This is a genomic window from Amnibacterium sp. (genome assembly GCF_051956055.1).
Classification (GTDB): Bacteria; Actinomycetota; Actinomycetes; order Actinomycetales; family Microbacteriaceae; genus Amnibacterium.
The window spans coordinates 65,059-78,498 of the sequence record NZ_JBQCGC010000095.1; the positions used below are offsets into that span (position 1 = coordinate 65,059).

At 72.1% G+C, this 13,440-nt stretch carries 14 protein-coding genes and 1 tRNA gene; 11 read left to right on the forward strand and 4 right to left on the reverse strand.

Features of this window, described 5'->3' with window-relative positions; genetic code table 11:
- Positions 1-54 precede the first annotated feature (54 nt).
- Positions 55-963 (reverse strand): serine hydrolase, encoded by a 909-nt coding sequence (locus ACTHLI_RS13795; protein WP_440184758.1) that lies wholly within the window; start codon positions 961-963, stop codon positions 55-57.
- The gene (locus ACTHLI_RS13800) at positions 960-2,903 is read right to left on the reverse strand and encodes a M13 family metallopeptidase (protein WP_440184760.1); all 1,944 of its coding nucleotides are present in this window, start codon (positions 2,901-2,903) and stop codon (positions 960-962) included. Before ACTHLI_RS13800 ends, ACTHLI_RS13795 begins: the two co-directional genes overlap by 4 nt.
- Positions 2,904-3,016: 113 nt before the next feature.
- Between ACTHLI_RS13800 and ACTHLI_RS13805 the strand changes: the two genes are divergently transcribed.
- From ACTHLI_RS13805 to ACTHLI_RS13835, 7 genes are all read left to right on the forward strand, one after another.
- Positions 3,017-3,934: a DMT family transporter gene (locus ACTHLI_RS13805; RefSeq protein WP_440184763.1), complete on the forward strand. Its 918-nt coding sequence runs from the start codon at positions 3,017-3,019 to the stop codon at positions 3,932-3,934.
- Between the two features lie 37 nt (positions 3,935-3,971).
- Positions 3,972-4,667, forward strand: a complete 696-nt coding sequence (gene nucS, locus ACTHLI_RS13810; RefSeq protein WP_440184766.1) for an endonuclease NucS — start codon at positions 3,972-3,974, stop codon at positions 4,665-4,667.
- A gap of 83 nt (positions 4,668-4,750) precedes the next feature.
- Entirely contained in the window at positions 4,751-5,440 is a 690-nt protein-coding gene (locus tag ACTHLI_RS13815) for an HAD hydrolase-like protein (RefSeq protein ID WP_440184768.1), read from the forward strand.
- Positions 5,441-5,474: 34 nt separating this feature from the next.
- Positions 5,475-6,947 carry a glucose-6-phosphate dehydrogenase gene (gene zwf / locus ACTHLI_RS13820; protein WP_440184771.1) on the forward strand — a complete coding sequence of 491 codons (1,473 nt, stop codon included), beginning with the start codon at positions 5,475-5,477 and terminating at the stop codon, positions 6,945-6,947.
- A gap of 232 nt (positions 6,948-7,179) precedes the next feature.
- Entirely contained in the window at positions 7,180-8,448 is a 1,269-nt protein-coding gene (locus ACTHLI_RS13825) for a serine/threonine-protein kinase (RefSeq protein WP_440184773.1), read from the forward strand.
- Between the two features lie 29 nt (positions 8,449-8,477).
- Entirely contained in the window at positions 8,478-8,687 is a 210-nt protein-coding gene (locus tag ACTHLI_RS13830; RefSeq protein ID WP_440184776.1) for a DUF2945 domain-containing protein, read from the forward strand.
- Positions 8,688-8,725: 38 nt separating this feature from the next.
- Positions 8,726-8,947: a hypothetical protein gene (locus ACTHLI_RS13835; RefSeq protein ID WP_440184779.1), complete on the forward strand. Its 222-nt coding sequence runs from the start codon at positions 8,726-8,728 to the stop codon at positions 8,945-8,947.
- Between the two features lie 9 nt (positions 8,948-8,956).
- Here the strand turns inward: ACTHLI_RS13835 and ACTHLI_RS13840 are convergent, their stop codons facing one another.
- Positions 8,957-9,157, reverse strand: a complete 201-nt coding sequence (locus ACTHLI_RS13840) for a hypothetical protein (RefSeq protein ID WP_440184781.1) — start codon at positions 9,155-9,157, stop codon at positions 8,957-8,959.
- A 186-nt stretch (positions 9,158-9,343) separates the two neighbouring features.
- Positions 9,344-9,427 (reverse strand) — tRNA-Leu (locus tag ACTHLI_RS13845).
- A gap of 192 nt (positions 9,428-9,619) precedes the next feature.
- On the opposite strand from ACTHLI_RS13845, the gene ACTHLI_RS13850 reads away from it, so the two are divergent.
- The 4 genes from ACTHLI_RS13850 to ACTHLI_RS13865 are packed head-to-tail and all read left to right on the forward strand — an operon-like array spanning position 9,620 to position 13,438.
- Positions 9,620-10,291: an FhaA domain-containing protein gene (locus ACTHLI_RS13850; protein ID WP_440184784.1), complete on the forward strand. Its 672-nt coding sequence runs from the start codon at positions 9,620-9,622 to the stop codon at positions 10,289-10,291.
- Between the two features lies 1 nt (position 10,292).
- Positions 10,293-10,811 carry an FHA domain-containing protein FhaB/FipA gene (locus ACTHLI_RS13855; protein WP_440184787.1) on the forward strand — a complete coding sequence of 173 codons (519 nt, stop codon included), beginning with the start codon at positions 10,293-10,295 and terminating at the stop codon, positions 10,809-10,811.
- Complete coding sequence (locus tag ACTHLI_RS13860) at positions 10,804-12,060, forward strand: PP2C family protein-serine/threonine phosphatase (protein ID WP_440184790.1); 1,257 nt, start codon at positions 10,804-10,806, stop codon at positions 12,058-12,060. Before ACTHLI_RS13855 ends, ACTHLI_RS13860 begins: the two co-directional genes overlap by 8 nt.
- A complete protein-coding gene (locus ACTHLI_RS13865) occupies positions 12,053-13,438 on the forward strand; it encodes an FtsW/RodA/SpoVE family cell cycle protein (protein ID WP_440184793.1) in 1,386 nt (461 codons plus the stop codon). Before ACTHLI_RS13860 ends, ACTHLI_RS13865 begins: the two co-directional genes overlap by 8 nt.
- The last annotated feature ends 2 nt before the right edge of the window (positions 13,439-13,440 follow it).

Sequence of the window (13,440 nt, forward strand, 5' to 3'; positions counted from 1 at the left end):
TTCAAAATGCAGCCCGGCGAGACTCGAAATCAGGCTGGCGATGCGAGTCGCGTCTCAGCAGACGTACTCGAGGATCCCGATCCCGATCGTGCGCATCGCCTGGAGCACGGCGAGCCGACGGGTGTGCACGTCGTCGTCGAACTGGATCGTCACCGTGTAGGCGACGGAGGACCGCGGTCCGCGCAGCACACCCGCCTCGCTGCGGACGCCGGGTGCGGAGCCGGTCTTGTTCAGCAGGCTCAGCCCGTGATCGCTCCGTACGTGCGACAGGGGGTCGAGCGCGAACGCCGACGCCACCAGGGACAGATCGGCGTTCAGTGCGAGCCAGTCGGAGACGCGCGACGACACGGCGCGACTGACCGCCTCCCCGCGGGCGATGCGGGCGAAGAGCGTCGTGAGCTCCGCGGCGGAGCCGACCGAGAGCTGGGGCGCGTCGTCCGGACCGCGGCGGTCGCGGACCCGGTCGAGCAGCGCGGTGCGCTTCAGCCCGAGCGCGTCCGCACGAGCCCTGATCGAGTCGAGACCGACGGCCCGCAGGAGGACGTTCGTCGCCAGGTTGTCGCTGGTGGCGGCGACGAGCGCGGCCAGGTCGGTCAGCGGGAGGCTCGGCGCGTGCAGGTACTGCCAGACGCCGGCTTCGGAGACCAGATCCTCCGGCGTGCGGTCCAGCAGGTCGAACCGGGTGTTCACCTGCTCCTCGAGCCGCGCGGCGATCTCGATGAGCAGCAGCACCTTGCCGACGCTCGCGGTTGGCAGCACCACGTGGTCGTCGACCGAGAAGAGCGCCCTGCCGGACAGCAGGTCGATCACCCGGGCCGAGACCTGCGCCCCGTCGAGCGCCAGGTGCGCGAGCGCGGTGAAGCCGTCCGTGAAGTCCGCGCGCACCGCTTCGCCCCGGTGCCTGGCGTTCTCCTCGCCGCTCCGCTGCCGGGACCGTCGGGTCTCGGCATGAGCGGCGGTCACCAGATCGTGACCCGCTTCGTCGGATCCAGCCACAGGGCATCCGTCTCGGTGAGGTCGAACGCCGCCGCGAACTCGTCCAGGTTCTTCACGATCTGGTTGCAGCGGAACTCGGGCGGGGAGTGCGGGTCGATGGTCAGGAGGCGCTTCGCCTCCTCCTCCCGGCGCTTCTCGCGCCACACGGTCGCCCAGGCGATGAAGAACCGCTGCGCCCCGGTGCGGCCGTCGATGACCGGGGGCTCAGCGCCCTCCAGGGAGAGCACGTAGGCCTTCCAGGCGATCGCGAGGCCGCCGAGGTCGCCGATGTTCTCGCCGATCGTCAGCGCCCCGTTGACGTGATCGGTCAGCCCCTGCGGCACGAGCGCGTCGTACTGCGCGACGAGCGCCTTGGTGCGCTCCTCGAACGCGGCGCGGTCGGCCCCCGTCCACCAGTCGTGCAGCCGCCCCTCGCCGTCGAACTGCGAGCCCTGGTCGTCGAAGCCGTGCCCGATCTCGTGGCCGATCACGGCGCCGATCCCGCCGTAGTTCTCGGCGTCGTCGCGGTCGGGGTCGAAGAAGGGGGGCTGGAGGATCGCGGCCGGGAAGACGATCTCGTTCATGCCCGGGTTGTAGTAGGCGTTCACCGTCTGCGGCGTCATGAACCACTCGTCGCGGTCGACCGGCCGGCCGATCTTGCCGAGCTCCCGGTCGAACTCGAAGGCGCTGGACGCCTGCACGTTGGCCACCAGGTCGTCGGCGACGATCTCGAGCCTCGAGTAGTCGCGCCAGAGCGCCGGGTACCCGATCTTCGGCGTGAACCTGCCGAGCTTCTCGAGCGCCTTCGCGCGTGTCTCGTCGCTCATCCAGTCCAAGGAGGAGATCGAGTCGCGGTACGCCGCCACGAGGTTGGCGACGAGGACGTCCATGCGGACCTTGGCGATGGGCGGGAAGTGCTCCTCGACGTAGAGGCGCCCGACCGCCTCCCCCATGGCCCCCTCGACGAGCGCGACGCCGCGCTTCCATCGGGCGCGCAGCTCCCTGGCGCCGGTCAGCGCCGTGCCGGTGAACGCGAACTGGGCGTCCACGAAGGCCGACGAGAGGTACGGCGCGAGCGGCCGGATGACACGGATCGCGAGCCAGTCGCGCCAGGCGTCGAGGCGGTCGTGCGTGAGCAGGTCGAGCACACCGGTGACGAAGCTCGGCTCGCGGACTACGACCGTCGCGAGGGCGCCGGCGGGCGCGCCGAGGCCCGCGGCCCAGGCGTCGAGCAGCGCACCCCGCTCGCCCGCGCCGGCGACGAGGTCGGCCCAGGAGGTCGGGTTGTAGGTCGCCTGCACGTCCCGGGTCGCGACCGCGTCCCAGTGCGTCAGCGCGATCTCCGTCTCGAGCGCGAGCACCCGGTCCGCCCTGGCCTCCGCACCGTCCAGGCCGGCGAGGCTGAACATCGCGACGAGGAACACCCGGTACGCGTCGCGGTGGGCGGCGAAGTCGTCCTCGCGGTAGTACCGCTCGTCCGGCAGCCCGAGGCCGCCCTGCTCGACGAACACGAGGTAGCGCTCGGGATCGCCGGGATCGTTGTCGACGAACAGGCGGAAGAGGCTGCCACCCCCGCGCCGCTCGAGCGTGCCCAGCACCGCGAGCACCGTCGCGATCGAGTCCGCGGCGGCGACGAGGCCGAGCGGCTCGGCGAGCGGAGCAGCACCGAGCGCCTCGATGCGCTCCTCGTCCATGAAGGAGGCGTAGAGGTCGCCGATCTTGCGCGCCTCCGTGCCGGGCTCCGCCTCCTGCGCGCGCTCCACGATCGCGCGGACGGCGATCTCCGCCTCGTCAACGAGGTCGAGGAAGGCGCCGGATCGCGCCCGATCGGCGGGGATCTCCGCCGTCGCGAGCCACTCGCCGTTGACGGCGCGGTAGAGGTCGTCCTGGATGCGCGCGGGAACCACCGCGCCTTCGGGTTCGGCCACGGTGCGAGTCTAGGAGCGCCCACCCCCCGGTTGCGGGAGGGCTCGCGCGGGTCGACCGGACCCGCAGCGTTCTCGCGGCGGCCACCGTCCGAGCATCCTGCGAGGATCGCGGGGTGAGCCGCCGCGGGATCCTGTTGTTCGCGGCGCTCGGCATCGCCTGGGGCATCCCGTACCTGCTGATCAAGATCGCGGTGCAGGAGGTGGATCCCGCCGTCGTGGTGGTCGGTCGCAGCGCGCTCGGCGCACTCGTGCTGCTGCCGCTCGTGGTCGCGAGGCGCCAGCTCCTGCCGGTGCTGCGCCGCTGGCGCCCCCTGGTGCTCTACTCGATCGTCGAGATCGTCATCCCGTGGAACTTCCTGAGCGCCGCGGAGCGGCACCTGCCGAGCTCGACCACGGGCCTGCTGCTCGCGGCGGTACCGATCGTCGGGGTCGCGGTGGCATTCCTCGCCGGACGCCCCGAGCCGCTGTCGCGCATCAACTGGCTCGGCATCGGGGCGGGGATGCTCGGCGTGGCCGCCCTCGTCGCCCTCGCCCCGTCGAGCGCGTCGGCGCAGCAGGGCGCGTCGCCCCTCATCGGGGTCGCCCAGATGGTCGTCGTGGTCATCGGGTACGCCGTCGGCCCCGTGATCCTCGCGCGGCACATGGCCGATCTGCCGGGCGCAGGGGTCGTGGCGCTGTCGCTCGCCATCACCGCCGTCGTGTCCGCGCCGCTCGTGCCGCTGCTCGGCTCGTGGCCGCACCGCCTCCCGTCCGCGGAGACGATCGGCGCGATCGTGACGCTCGCCCTCGTGTGCAGCGCCGCCGCGTTCCTCATCATGTTCGCGCTCGTCGCGGAGATCGGTCCGGTGCGGGTCACGATGATCACCTACGTCAACCCGGCCGTCGCCGTGGCCGCCGGCGCCGTCGTGCTCCACGAGCCGGTGACGGCGTGGACCCTCGTGGGCTTCGTGCTGGTGCTGGCGGGCTCGTACCTCGTGACCAGGAGGCGTCGTGCCCCCGCCGTCGTGGAGGAGCGGACCGCCACCCCCTGACGGCCGCGCGCGCCGCGGGTCCGTAGGCTTGCCGCCCGTGCGACTGGTGGTGGCGGAGTGCTCGGTCGATTACGCGGGACGACTGTCCGCGCACCTCGACCCGGCGCGCAGGGTGCTCATGCTGAAGGCGGACGGGAGCGTGCTCGTCCACGCGGACGGCGGCTCCTACAAGCCCCTGAACTGGATGAGCCCGCCGTGCTCGCTCGCGGTCGAGGAGCCCGACGAGGACCTGGCCGCCTCCGGCGTGCAGCAGGTGTGGCGCGTCGCGCACGCGAAGACGGGCGACGTGCTCATCATCCGGATCCACGAGCTGCTGGTCGACGAGACCGTCGAGCTCGGCGTGGACCCCGGGCTCGTGAAGGACGGCGTGGAGGCGGACCTGCAGCGGCTCCTCGCGGAGCAGATCGAGCTGCTCGGCGACGGCCACTCGCTCGTGCGCCGCGAGTACATGACCGCCATCGGCCCGGTGGACATCCTGGCCAGGGACGCCGGCGGCGTCGCGGTCGCCGTGGAGATCAAGCGCCGCGGCGACATCGACGGCGTCGAGCAGCTGACGCGCTACCTGGAGCTCATGAACCGCGACCCGCACCTCGCGCCGGTCTCGGGCGTCTTCGCGGCGCAGGAGATCAAACCGCAGGCGCGCACGCTCGCCGAGGACCGCGGCATCCGATGCCTCGTCCTCGACTACGACGCGATGCGCGGCGTCGAGGTGGGCCCGGCCCGCCTGTTCTGAGCGCGCCGCACCTCCGGTCCTCGCCCACCCTCCCGCTCGGGGTGGTGCAGCGCGGAGGGACGGTCCGGGAGGATGGCTGCCTCATGCCTCAGCCGTTCACCGTGATCCTGGTCGACCTCGACGGCACCGTCATGGAGTCGGCGTCCTCCATCACGGGGAGCCTCGCCACCGCGATGGAGGAGCTCGGCCACCCGGTGCCGCCGCCCGCGCGCATGGTCGAGTTCGTCGGACCGCCGCTCCTCGACGGGCTCAGGGACATCGCCGGACTCCCCGACGACGCGGCCCGGGCGGTGCTGGAGCGCTACCGCGTCCACTACCGCGCAGTGGGCGCGTTCGAAGCCGAGCCGTACCCCGGCATCCGCGAGGCGCTCGAGGCGCTGCGGACGACGGCGCCGCTCGCGATCGCGACCTCCAAGCCGGAGTCGATCGCGACCCGGATCCTCGAGCACGCGGGCCTCGCGCCGCTCTTCACGGTCATCGCCGGCGCCTCCGACGACGAGTCGCGCAGCAGGAAGGCGGACGTGATCACCCGCGCCCTCGAGCTGCTCGCCGACCGCGGGGTCGACGTGACCCGGCCCGTGATGATCGGCGACCGCATCCACGACGTCGAAGGCGCCGCCGCGCACGGCATCCCGACCGTGGTCGCGGGGTGGGGGTACGGCGCTCCTGAGGAGACCGCCGGTGCGATCGCGATCGCCAGGTCGACCGCCGACCTGCCCGGCATCATCGCCGCCGGATGGCCGCGGGCCGCCGACCGGCCGCCCGGCGGCTGAGCGTCGTGCCACGCGAGTGCGGGAGAATCACCCCATGACCCTGACGCAGGTGGAGCGGCAGTACCAGAAGGCCGCGCAGTCGACCGCCCCGCACGTCGTCGTCCTCTTCGGCGCTGCCGGGGACCTGGCGAAGCGGAAGCTGCTGCCCGGCATGGCGAACCTGGTCCTGTCGTCGCTCGCACCGGACATCGAGATCGTCGGCACGTCGCTCGAGGACCTCGACGACGAGACGTACCGCGAGCAGGCGAAGGCCGCGCTCGACGAGTTCGACCGACGGCACCTCACGGACGACGAGTGGAACCACTTCTCCGAGAAGCTCCACTACGTGCCGAGCAAGGCGGGACCGAAGGCGCTCGCGCAGGCGGTCGCCGCCGCGGCCGGCCGTCTCGGGCCCTCCGCGCGCCGGATCCACTACCTCTCGGTGCCGCCGAAGGCGGCCCTCGCCGCCGTCGAGACGATCCGCGACGCCGGCCTCGTCGAGGGCTCCAGGATCATCATGGAGAAGCCGTTCGGCACCGACCTGGCGAGCGCCGTCGAGCTGAACCGGCGCCTCCACGAGACGTTCGACGAGGCGCAGATCTTCCGGATCGACCACTTCCTCGGCAAGGAGCCCGCGCAGAACATCCTCGCGATCCGATTCGGCAACGGCCTCTTCGAGCCCATCTGGAACCGTAACTTCATCCAGCAGATCCAGATCGACGTGCCGGAGACGCTGGGGCTCGAGCAGCGCGCCTCGTTCTACGAGGCGACGGGCGCCTACCGCGACATGGTCGTGACCCACCTGTTCCAGATCCTCGCGTTCGTCGCGATGGAGGCGCCCACCGCGCTCGAGCCGAAGGCGATCAGCGAGGAGAAGAACAAGGTCTGCAACTCGATGAAGGCGATCGACCCCGAGTCGGTGGTGCGGGGCCAGTACGTCGGGTACAAGGACATCCCCGGCGTCTCGCCCGACAGCGAGACGGAGACCTTCGTCGCGCTGAAGTGCGAGATCGACAACTGGCGCTGGGCGGGCGTGCCGTTCTACCTCCGCACCGGGAAGAAGATGGCGGAGGGCCAGCGCATCGTCTCGATCGCGTTCAAGGAGCCGCCGCAGTCGATGTTCCCGGCCGGGTCCGGCATCGGGTCGAAGGGCCCGGACCACCTCACGTTCGACCTCGCCGACGCGTCGAAGATGTCCCTGTCGTTCTACGGCAAGAAGCCCGGCCCCGGCATGCGGCTCGACAAGATGTCGATGCAGTTCGCGATGCAGGACACCGCGAACGCGGGTGACGTGCTGGAGGCGTACGAGCGCCTGATCCTCGACGCGATGCGCGGCGACCACACCCTGTTCACCTCGGCGGCGGGCATCGAGCGGCTCTGGGAGGTCAGCCAGCCGCTGCTCGACGACCCGCCTCCCGTGCGGCCCTACGCGGTCGGCAGCTGGGGGCCGAACGCCATCCACCAGCTGATCGCCCCGTACGCGTGGCGCCTGCCGTTCGAGCGCGTCTGGCGCGAGTCCCACCACTGAGTTCATGGCCTTCGATCCGCGAGCGGATCGAAGGCTGTGCGGTACGAGAACGCTGAACGCGTTCTCGCTGACCGCGATCGACTCGCCGAGGTCCTGATCGCCTGACCGTTGTTCACGGATCAGGGCCCAGGCCCTCATCCGTGAACACGACCAGGCGGAAGTCCGCCCGGCGAATGTTCGGAAGAGGTATGGCGGTCCCTCCGTTCGGGGGATCCGCCCCTAGCGTCGAATCGTGCAGGTAATCCCCGTGCTCGGCGGCCGGTACCGGCTGGGGCCGGAGATCGGTTCCGGCGGCATGGGCGCCGTCCACCGCGCGTGGGACGAGCGGTTCAACCGCGAGGTGGCGATCAAGATCCTGCGCGCCGGGTCCGACTCGGTCGAGCGGGAGCGCCTGCGCCGCGAGGCGCAGTACCTCGCGCACCTCGACCACCCGAACCTGGTGGCCGTGCTCGACGCGGGATCGGACCGGCTGCGGTCGCGTGAGGCCGTCTGGTTCGCCATGGAGCTCGTGCAGGGGCCCGACCTCCGCACCGTCGTCCGGCAGGACGGCCCGCTCGACGGCGTCGCCGTCCGCCGGGTGCTGCTCGGCCTGCTGGCCGCGCTGCACGCACTGCACACCGCCGGGGTCGTGCACCGGGACCTGAAGCCGGCGAACGTCCTGCTCACGGCCGAGCCCGCCTCCGGGCGCTGGGACGTCAAGCTGGTCGATCTCGGCATCGCGCAGCGGATCCACACCGATCAGCTCACCTCCACGGGCCAGGTCGTCGGCACCGCCGCGTACCTCAGCCCCGAGCAGGTGAACGGGGAGACCGTCGGCCCGGCGAGCGACGTGTACGCGCTCGGCCTCGTCGCGATCGAGGCGGTCACTGGCCGCATCGCGTTCCCCGGCTCCCCCAACGAGTCCGCGGTGGCACGGCTCGTCCGCGGCCCCGAGCTGCCGGGCGACCTGCACCCGGCCTGGCGCCGCGTGCTCGGCGGCATGACGGCCCTCGACCCGCTCGACCGGCCGTCCGTCCCCGAGCTCTGCGATTTGGTCGCCGTCCTGCCCGACGATCTCCGCTCGCCGTACGACGCGACCGACCCGAGCACCGAGGTGCTGACCCGCGCCTGGTCCCGCGACCCCTCCGCCACCGCGGTGCTCGAGGCACCGGAGGCGCCCCTGCTCCGGCCGCGGGTCCGCAGACGGCCGCGACGGCACCTCCTCGTGGCCGGCTTCCTGCTGCTGACCCTGGCCGGCGCAGGCGGCTGGGTCGCCGCGCTCTCCGGGGGCCCCTCCCCGACGGCCGCCGCCCGCACGACCGCATCCCCGGCCGCACCCGCGCCTGCGGCGGTGGTGACGCCGGCACCGACCGTCACCGTGACCGCGCCGCCCCCGGCGACCGCCCCCGTGGCGAAGCCCGTCGTGCAGCCCGTCACCCACCCCACCGCGCGCACGAAGGACGCGGCCGCGCAGTGGCGGGCCCGTCTCCGCGCCCTCTTCGCTCACCACACGCACCACTGACGCGCAGGCCGCCGGGCTAGCGTCCCGGCATGGCTGACGACCTGCACAAGGGCGACCACGTGTCGTGGAAGTCGCACGGCGGCGAGGCCGAGGGCCACGTCGAGAAGAAGATCACCACGGAGACCGACGCGGGCGGTCGTCACGTCGACGCGTCGGAGGACGACCCCCAGTACCTCGTGAAGAGCGACAAGTCCGGCGGGGAGGCCGTCCACAGGCCGAGCGCCCTGAAGCAGGACTGATCTCGCGCAGAGGGGCCCATCTCCACGATGATCGGAGCGTGAGCTTCAACGCGCGCCTGCGGGCCCTGGTCGGCATCCGGCCGGGCAGCGCGCTGTCGTCGAGCCTGCGCAACGCCGCGCAGATCGACGTGTATGGCACGGTGCGGCGCCCTGGGCCGTTCGACGTGCCGCTCGCGGAACCCGTGGAACTCGTCGATCCCATCCCGTGGGAGCTGCAGGACGGACACGGCGCGGTGGCCGACTGGGTCAACCGCGCCTGAACCGCGGCGTCAGCGGGGCAGCGTGCGGCGCCGGAGGGTCGGCCCGACCGCCAGCGTCCCCGCGAGCGCCGCGAGACCGAGCACGCCGCAGCCGATCGTCCACAGATCCAGCTCGGCCCCGTCACTCAGCAGGGCCGAGCCCCGGACGCCCGCGACCGCGAGCAGCGCGACGGTGATGGAGCCGGAGAGAGCCATCAGCACGAAGCGCATGCGCGGAGCGTAGAGCGGTTCGCACCCGACGTCGCGGTCCAGGTCTGGGACTTGACAGCCGCTGCCGCGCCGCGTGCGCGAGCCGGTCGCTCGGAGGCCGCCGAGGCACTCCACACGGCGCCCGGAACCGGCCCGGAAACGAGGGATCCCCGGCTCTGCTTCCGCATGAAACCGGGGATCCTGTCGTGCGCGAGGGGGGAGTTGAACCCCCACGCCCTTCCGGGCACACGGACCTGAACCGTGCGCGTCTGCCTATTCCGCCACTCGCGCGTGCGCGGCACCCGATGGGCGCCGAAGGCCCGGCGAGCCTAGCACGGGGTGGGGGGCCGATCCGGGTCCCGCGAGCGCCGAACATCCGGCGCGCGCAGCGCGGTGCCCCCCGTCTTGGCGCCCCGCGTTACCCTGGGCCATTCGCGGGCGGGCCCCTCCGTGCGCAGTCACACACATGAACGGGTCCGGCTGGTGGGCATTCTCGACAGCTTCGAGCGCGGTCTGGAGCGCGCCGTCAACGGCGCGTTCGCGCGGACCTTCCGTTCCGGGCTGGCCCCCGTCGAGATCACCGCGGCGCTCCGCAAGGAGCTCGACACCCACGCGTCCCCGGTCTCGCGGGACCGAGTGCTCGTCCCCAACCGCTTCGTGGTCCGCATGAATCCGGAGGACCACGCCACGATGTCGGCGCTCGGTGACGGGCTCATGGACGAGCTCTCCTCCGCGCTCACCCGGTACGCGGAGGAGCAGCGCTACCAGATGGTCTCGCCGCCCGTGATCCTGCTGGAGCCGGACTCGGCGATCACCCTCGGCCTGCTCGACGTGCGCTCCTCCTCCGAGCGCGTGGAGGTCTCCTGGGAGCCGACGGTCGAGATCGACGGACGGCGCCACGTGCTCGGCGCCAGGACGGTCATCGGTCGCGGGTCGGAGGCGGACATCACCGTCGACGACTCCGGGATCAGCCGGCGCCATCTGGAGATCCAGTGGGACGGGCGCCGAGCCGAGGCGCGCGACCTGGGCTCCACCAACGGCTCGACGCTGAACGGGACGCGCCTGACCCACGCCGCCCTGCCCAACGATTCGGTGCTGCAGATCGGCCGCACGCGGATCGTGTTCCGCGTCGTCGCCCGGGCGCGGGAGCAGTGACATGAGCGATCTCACCCTGCTCGTCCTCAGGATCGCGTTCCTCCTGCTGCTCTGGGTCTTCGTCTTCGCGGTCGTGTACTCGCTGCGGAGCGACCTGTTCGGCGGCCGCGTCCGCCGGGTGCCGGAAGCGACGGCCCCTCCCGCTCCCGCGCCCCCGAGCGCGCCGCCCGCGGTGCAGTCCCTCCCCTCGCCGCCCACCCCAGGGGCCGGTACCCGCGCCTCCCAGGGGCCGGCGTCGACGCTCGTCATCACGTCGGGCGGCAAGGCGGGGCTCGAGATCCCGCTCGGCACGGAGCCGCTCATGATCGGGCGGGCGAGCGACGCGGGCCTGCAGATCCGCGACGACTACACGTCGACGCACCACGCCCGCCTGCTCCTCTGGGGATCGGACTGGGTGATCCAGGACCTCGACTCCACCAACGGCACCTTCGTGGACGGTGCGCGGATCGACTCCCCCACCCAGGTGCCGGTCGGCGTGCCGGTGAAGGTGGGCGCGACCACGTTCGAGCTCCGTGGCTGACCGCGTGACGACGATGACCACCGGCGCGGCCGTCAGCCACGTCGGCAGGGTGCGCACCCAGAACCAGGATTCCGGGTACGCGGGCAGCTCCCTGTTCGTGGTCGCGGACGGCATGGGCGGGCACGCCGGTGGCGACATCGCCTCCGCGATCGCCGTCCGGCGCATCGCGGAGACCGACCGGCTCGACTTCGCGACGCCGCAGGAGGCGGAGTTCGCCCTGCAGTCGGCGATGATCGCGGCGAACCAGGAGATCAGCGCCGCGGTCGAGGACCGGCCGGAGCTGACCGGCATGGGGACCACGGTCAGCGCCCTCGTCCGCGTCGGCGACGTCATCGCGACGGCGCACATCGGCGATTCGCGGATCTACCTCCTCCGCGACGGCGAGCTGTCGCAGATCACGAACGATCACACGTTCGTCCAGCGGCTCGTCGAGACCGGCAGGATCACGCCGGAGGAGGCCGCCGTGCATCCGCGCCGCAGCGTGCTCATGCGCGTGCTCGGCGACATCGACCAGTCCCCGGAGATCGACACCTCCGTGCTCGGGACGGTACCGGGCGACCGCTGGATGCTCTGCTCCGACGGCCTGACGAGCTATGTCCCGCTCGAGCGCGTGCTCGTGGCGATGAGCACCGCCGAGACCCCCGCCGAAGCGGCCGAGGCGCTCGTCGGCGAGGCGCTCGAGCACGGGGCGCCGGACAACGTGACGGCGATCGTCGTCGACATCGACCGTCCGGGCACCGGACCGGCCGCCGCGCAGCTCGTCGGCTCCGCGGCGAGCGGGCTCGACCCGGAGCTCGCCGCGTCCGGGCGGGCGCACAACCGCCTCCCGGCCCTGCTGCTGCACCCGATCCGCACCGCCACCCCGGAGGCGAGCTTCCAGCCGGAGTCGGAGGACTACCTCGACGCGCTCATCCGCGAGGACCGCCGCCGGGTGTGGCGGAGGCGCCTCACCTGGCTCGCCGCGACGGCCCTCATCCTGGCCGCGCTCGTCGGCGCGGCGGTGCTCGGTTACCGCTACACCCAGACCCGGTACTACGTCGGCTTCGACGGCGACCGCGTGGCCATCTACCAGGGGGTGCAGGGCACGATCGGGCCGATCACGCTGAGCCACGTGGTGGAGGTCACCGACGTGACCCGGCAGCAGCTCGGCTCGTTCACCCGATCCCAGATCGACGAGACCATCTCGACGTCCTCCCTCCGGGACGCGCAGGCCGTCGTCGACAACGCGAGGACCGACTCCGATGGCTGACGCGACCACGACGCTCGCGCGCCCCGAGGTCGATCGCGCGCCCGGCATCCGGCCCTCCACGCGCCTCCGCAACACCGAGCTCGGGCTGCTGCTCATCGCGCTGGGCGTCGCGGCGAGCGCGATCGTGCTCGTCCAGCTCGGCGCGCTCGGCCGCGTCGACCTGAACGTCGTCAAGCTCGTCGGCGGCGTGGGTCTGCTCACCATCGCGATGCACGTGGTGCTCCGGTTCATCGCCAGGGACGCGGATCCGTTCATCCTGCCCATCGCGACCGCCGTCAACGGGCTCGGCATCGCGGAGATCTACCGCATCGACCTCAGTCCGACCGGGCAGCGGAACCACTGGGACTACGGGACCAGCCAGATCCTGTGGACGGCCCTCGGCGTCGCGGCCGCCATCGTCGTGCTGTTCGTCATCCGGAACCACCGGCTGCTCCAGCGCTACACGTACATCGCGATGCTGGCGTCGATCGTGCTGCTGATCCTGCCGCTGATCCCCGGCCTGCGCCTCAGGAGCGCGACCGCGCTCGTCTGGGTCAGCATCGGCCCGCTGAACTTCCAACCGGGCGAGATGGCGAAGATCACGCTCGCGATGTTCTTCGCCGGCTTCCTCGTCGCGCGCCGGGACTCGCTCGCGATGGTCGGGCGCAAGATCCTCTTCATCCGGCTGCCGCGGGCCCGCGACCTCGGCCCGATCTTCGTCGTCTGGGCGCTCGCGCTCGTCGTGATCATCGCCGAGCACGACCTCGGCACCGGTCTGCTGCTGTTCGGCATGTTCGTCGCGATGCTGTACGTCGCGACCGGCAGGACGAGCTGGATCCTGCTCGGCCTGCTGCTCGCCGCCGCGGGGGCCTTCGCGGTGGCGCGCACGCTCTCGTACGTGCAGGGCCGGATCACGAACTGGCTCGACGCGTTCGACCCCAAGCTCTACGACGCCGCAGGCGGGTCGTTCCAGCTCGTCAACGGCATCTTCGGTCTCGCGCACGGCGGCCTGTTCGGCACCGGCCTCGGGCAGGGCAGGCCGGACCTCACCCCCGCGGCGAACAGCGACTTCATCATCGCCTCGATCGGCGAGGAGCTCGGCCTCGTCGGCGTGTTCGCGATCCTCTGCCTCTACCTCCTGTTCGTCTCCCGCGGCTTCCGGATCGGCTTCTCCGGCCCGGACGACTACGGCAAGCTGCTCGCCGCCGGACTCGCGTTCGTCTTCGCGCTGCAGGTCTTCATCGTCGTCGGCGGTGTGATGCGGGTGATCCCGGAGACGGGGCTCACCACGCCGTTCCTCGCGGCGGGCGGGTCGTCCCTCGTCGCCAACTGGATGATCGCGGCGCTGCTGCTGCGCATCTCCGACACGATCCGAAGCGGCCCGAGGACGGTGATCTAGGG

Excerpts from the sequence above, each read along its gene's own strand:
- ACTHLI_RS13815 (WP_440184768.1), top strand. The coding sequence starts at position 4,751 with ATGCCTCAGCCGTTCACCGTGATCCTGGTCGACCTCGACGGCACCGTC.
- zwf (WP_440184771.1), top strand. The coding sequence starts at position 5,475 with ATGACCCTGACGCAGGTGGAGCGGCAGTACCAGAAGGCCGCGCAGTCG.
- ACTHLI_RS13830 (WP_440184776.1), top strand. The coding sequence starts at position 8,478 with ATGGCTGACGACCTGCACAAGGGCGACCACGTGTCGTGGAAGTCGCAC.
- ACTHLI_RS13840 (WP_440184781.1), bottom strand. The coding sequence starts at position 9,157 with ATGCGCTTCGTGCTGATGGCTCTCTCCGGCTCCATCACCGTCGCGCTG.
- ACTHLI_RS13855 (WP_440184787.1), top strand. The coding sequence starts at position 10,293 with ATGAGCGATCTCACCCTGCTCGTCCTCAGGATCGCGTTCCTCCTGCTG.
- ACTHLI_RS13865 (WP_440184793.1), top strand. The coding sequence starts at position 12,053 with ATGGCTGACGCGACCACGACGCTCGCGCGCCCCGAGGTCGATCGCGCG.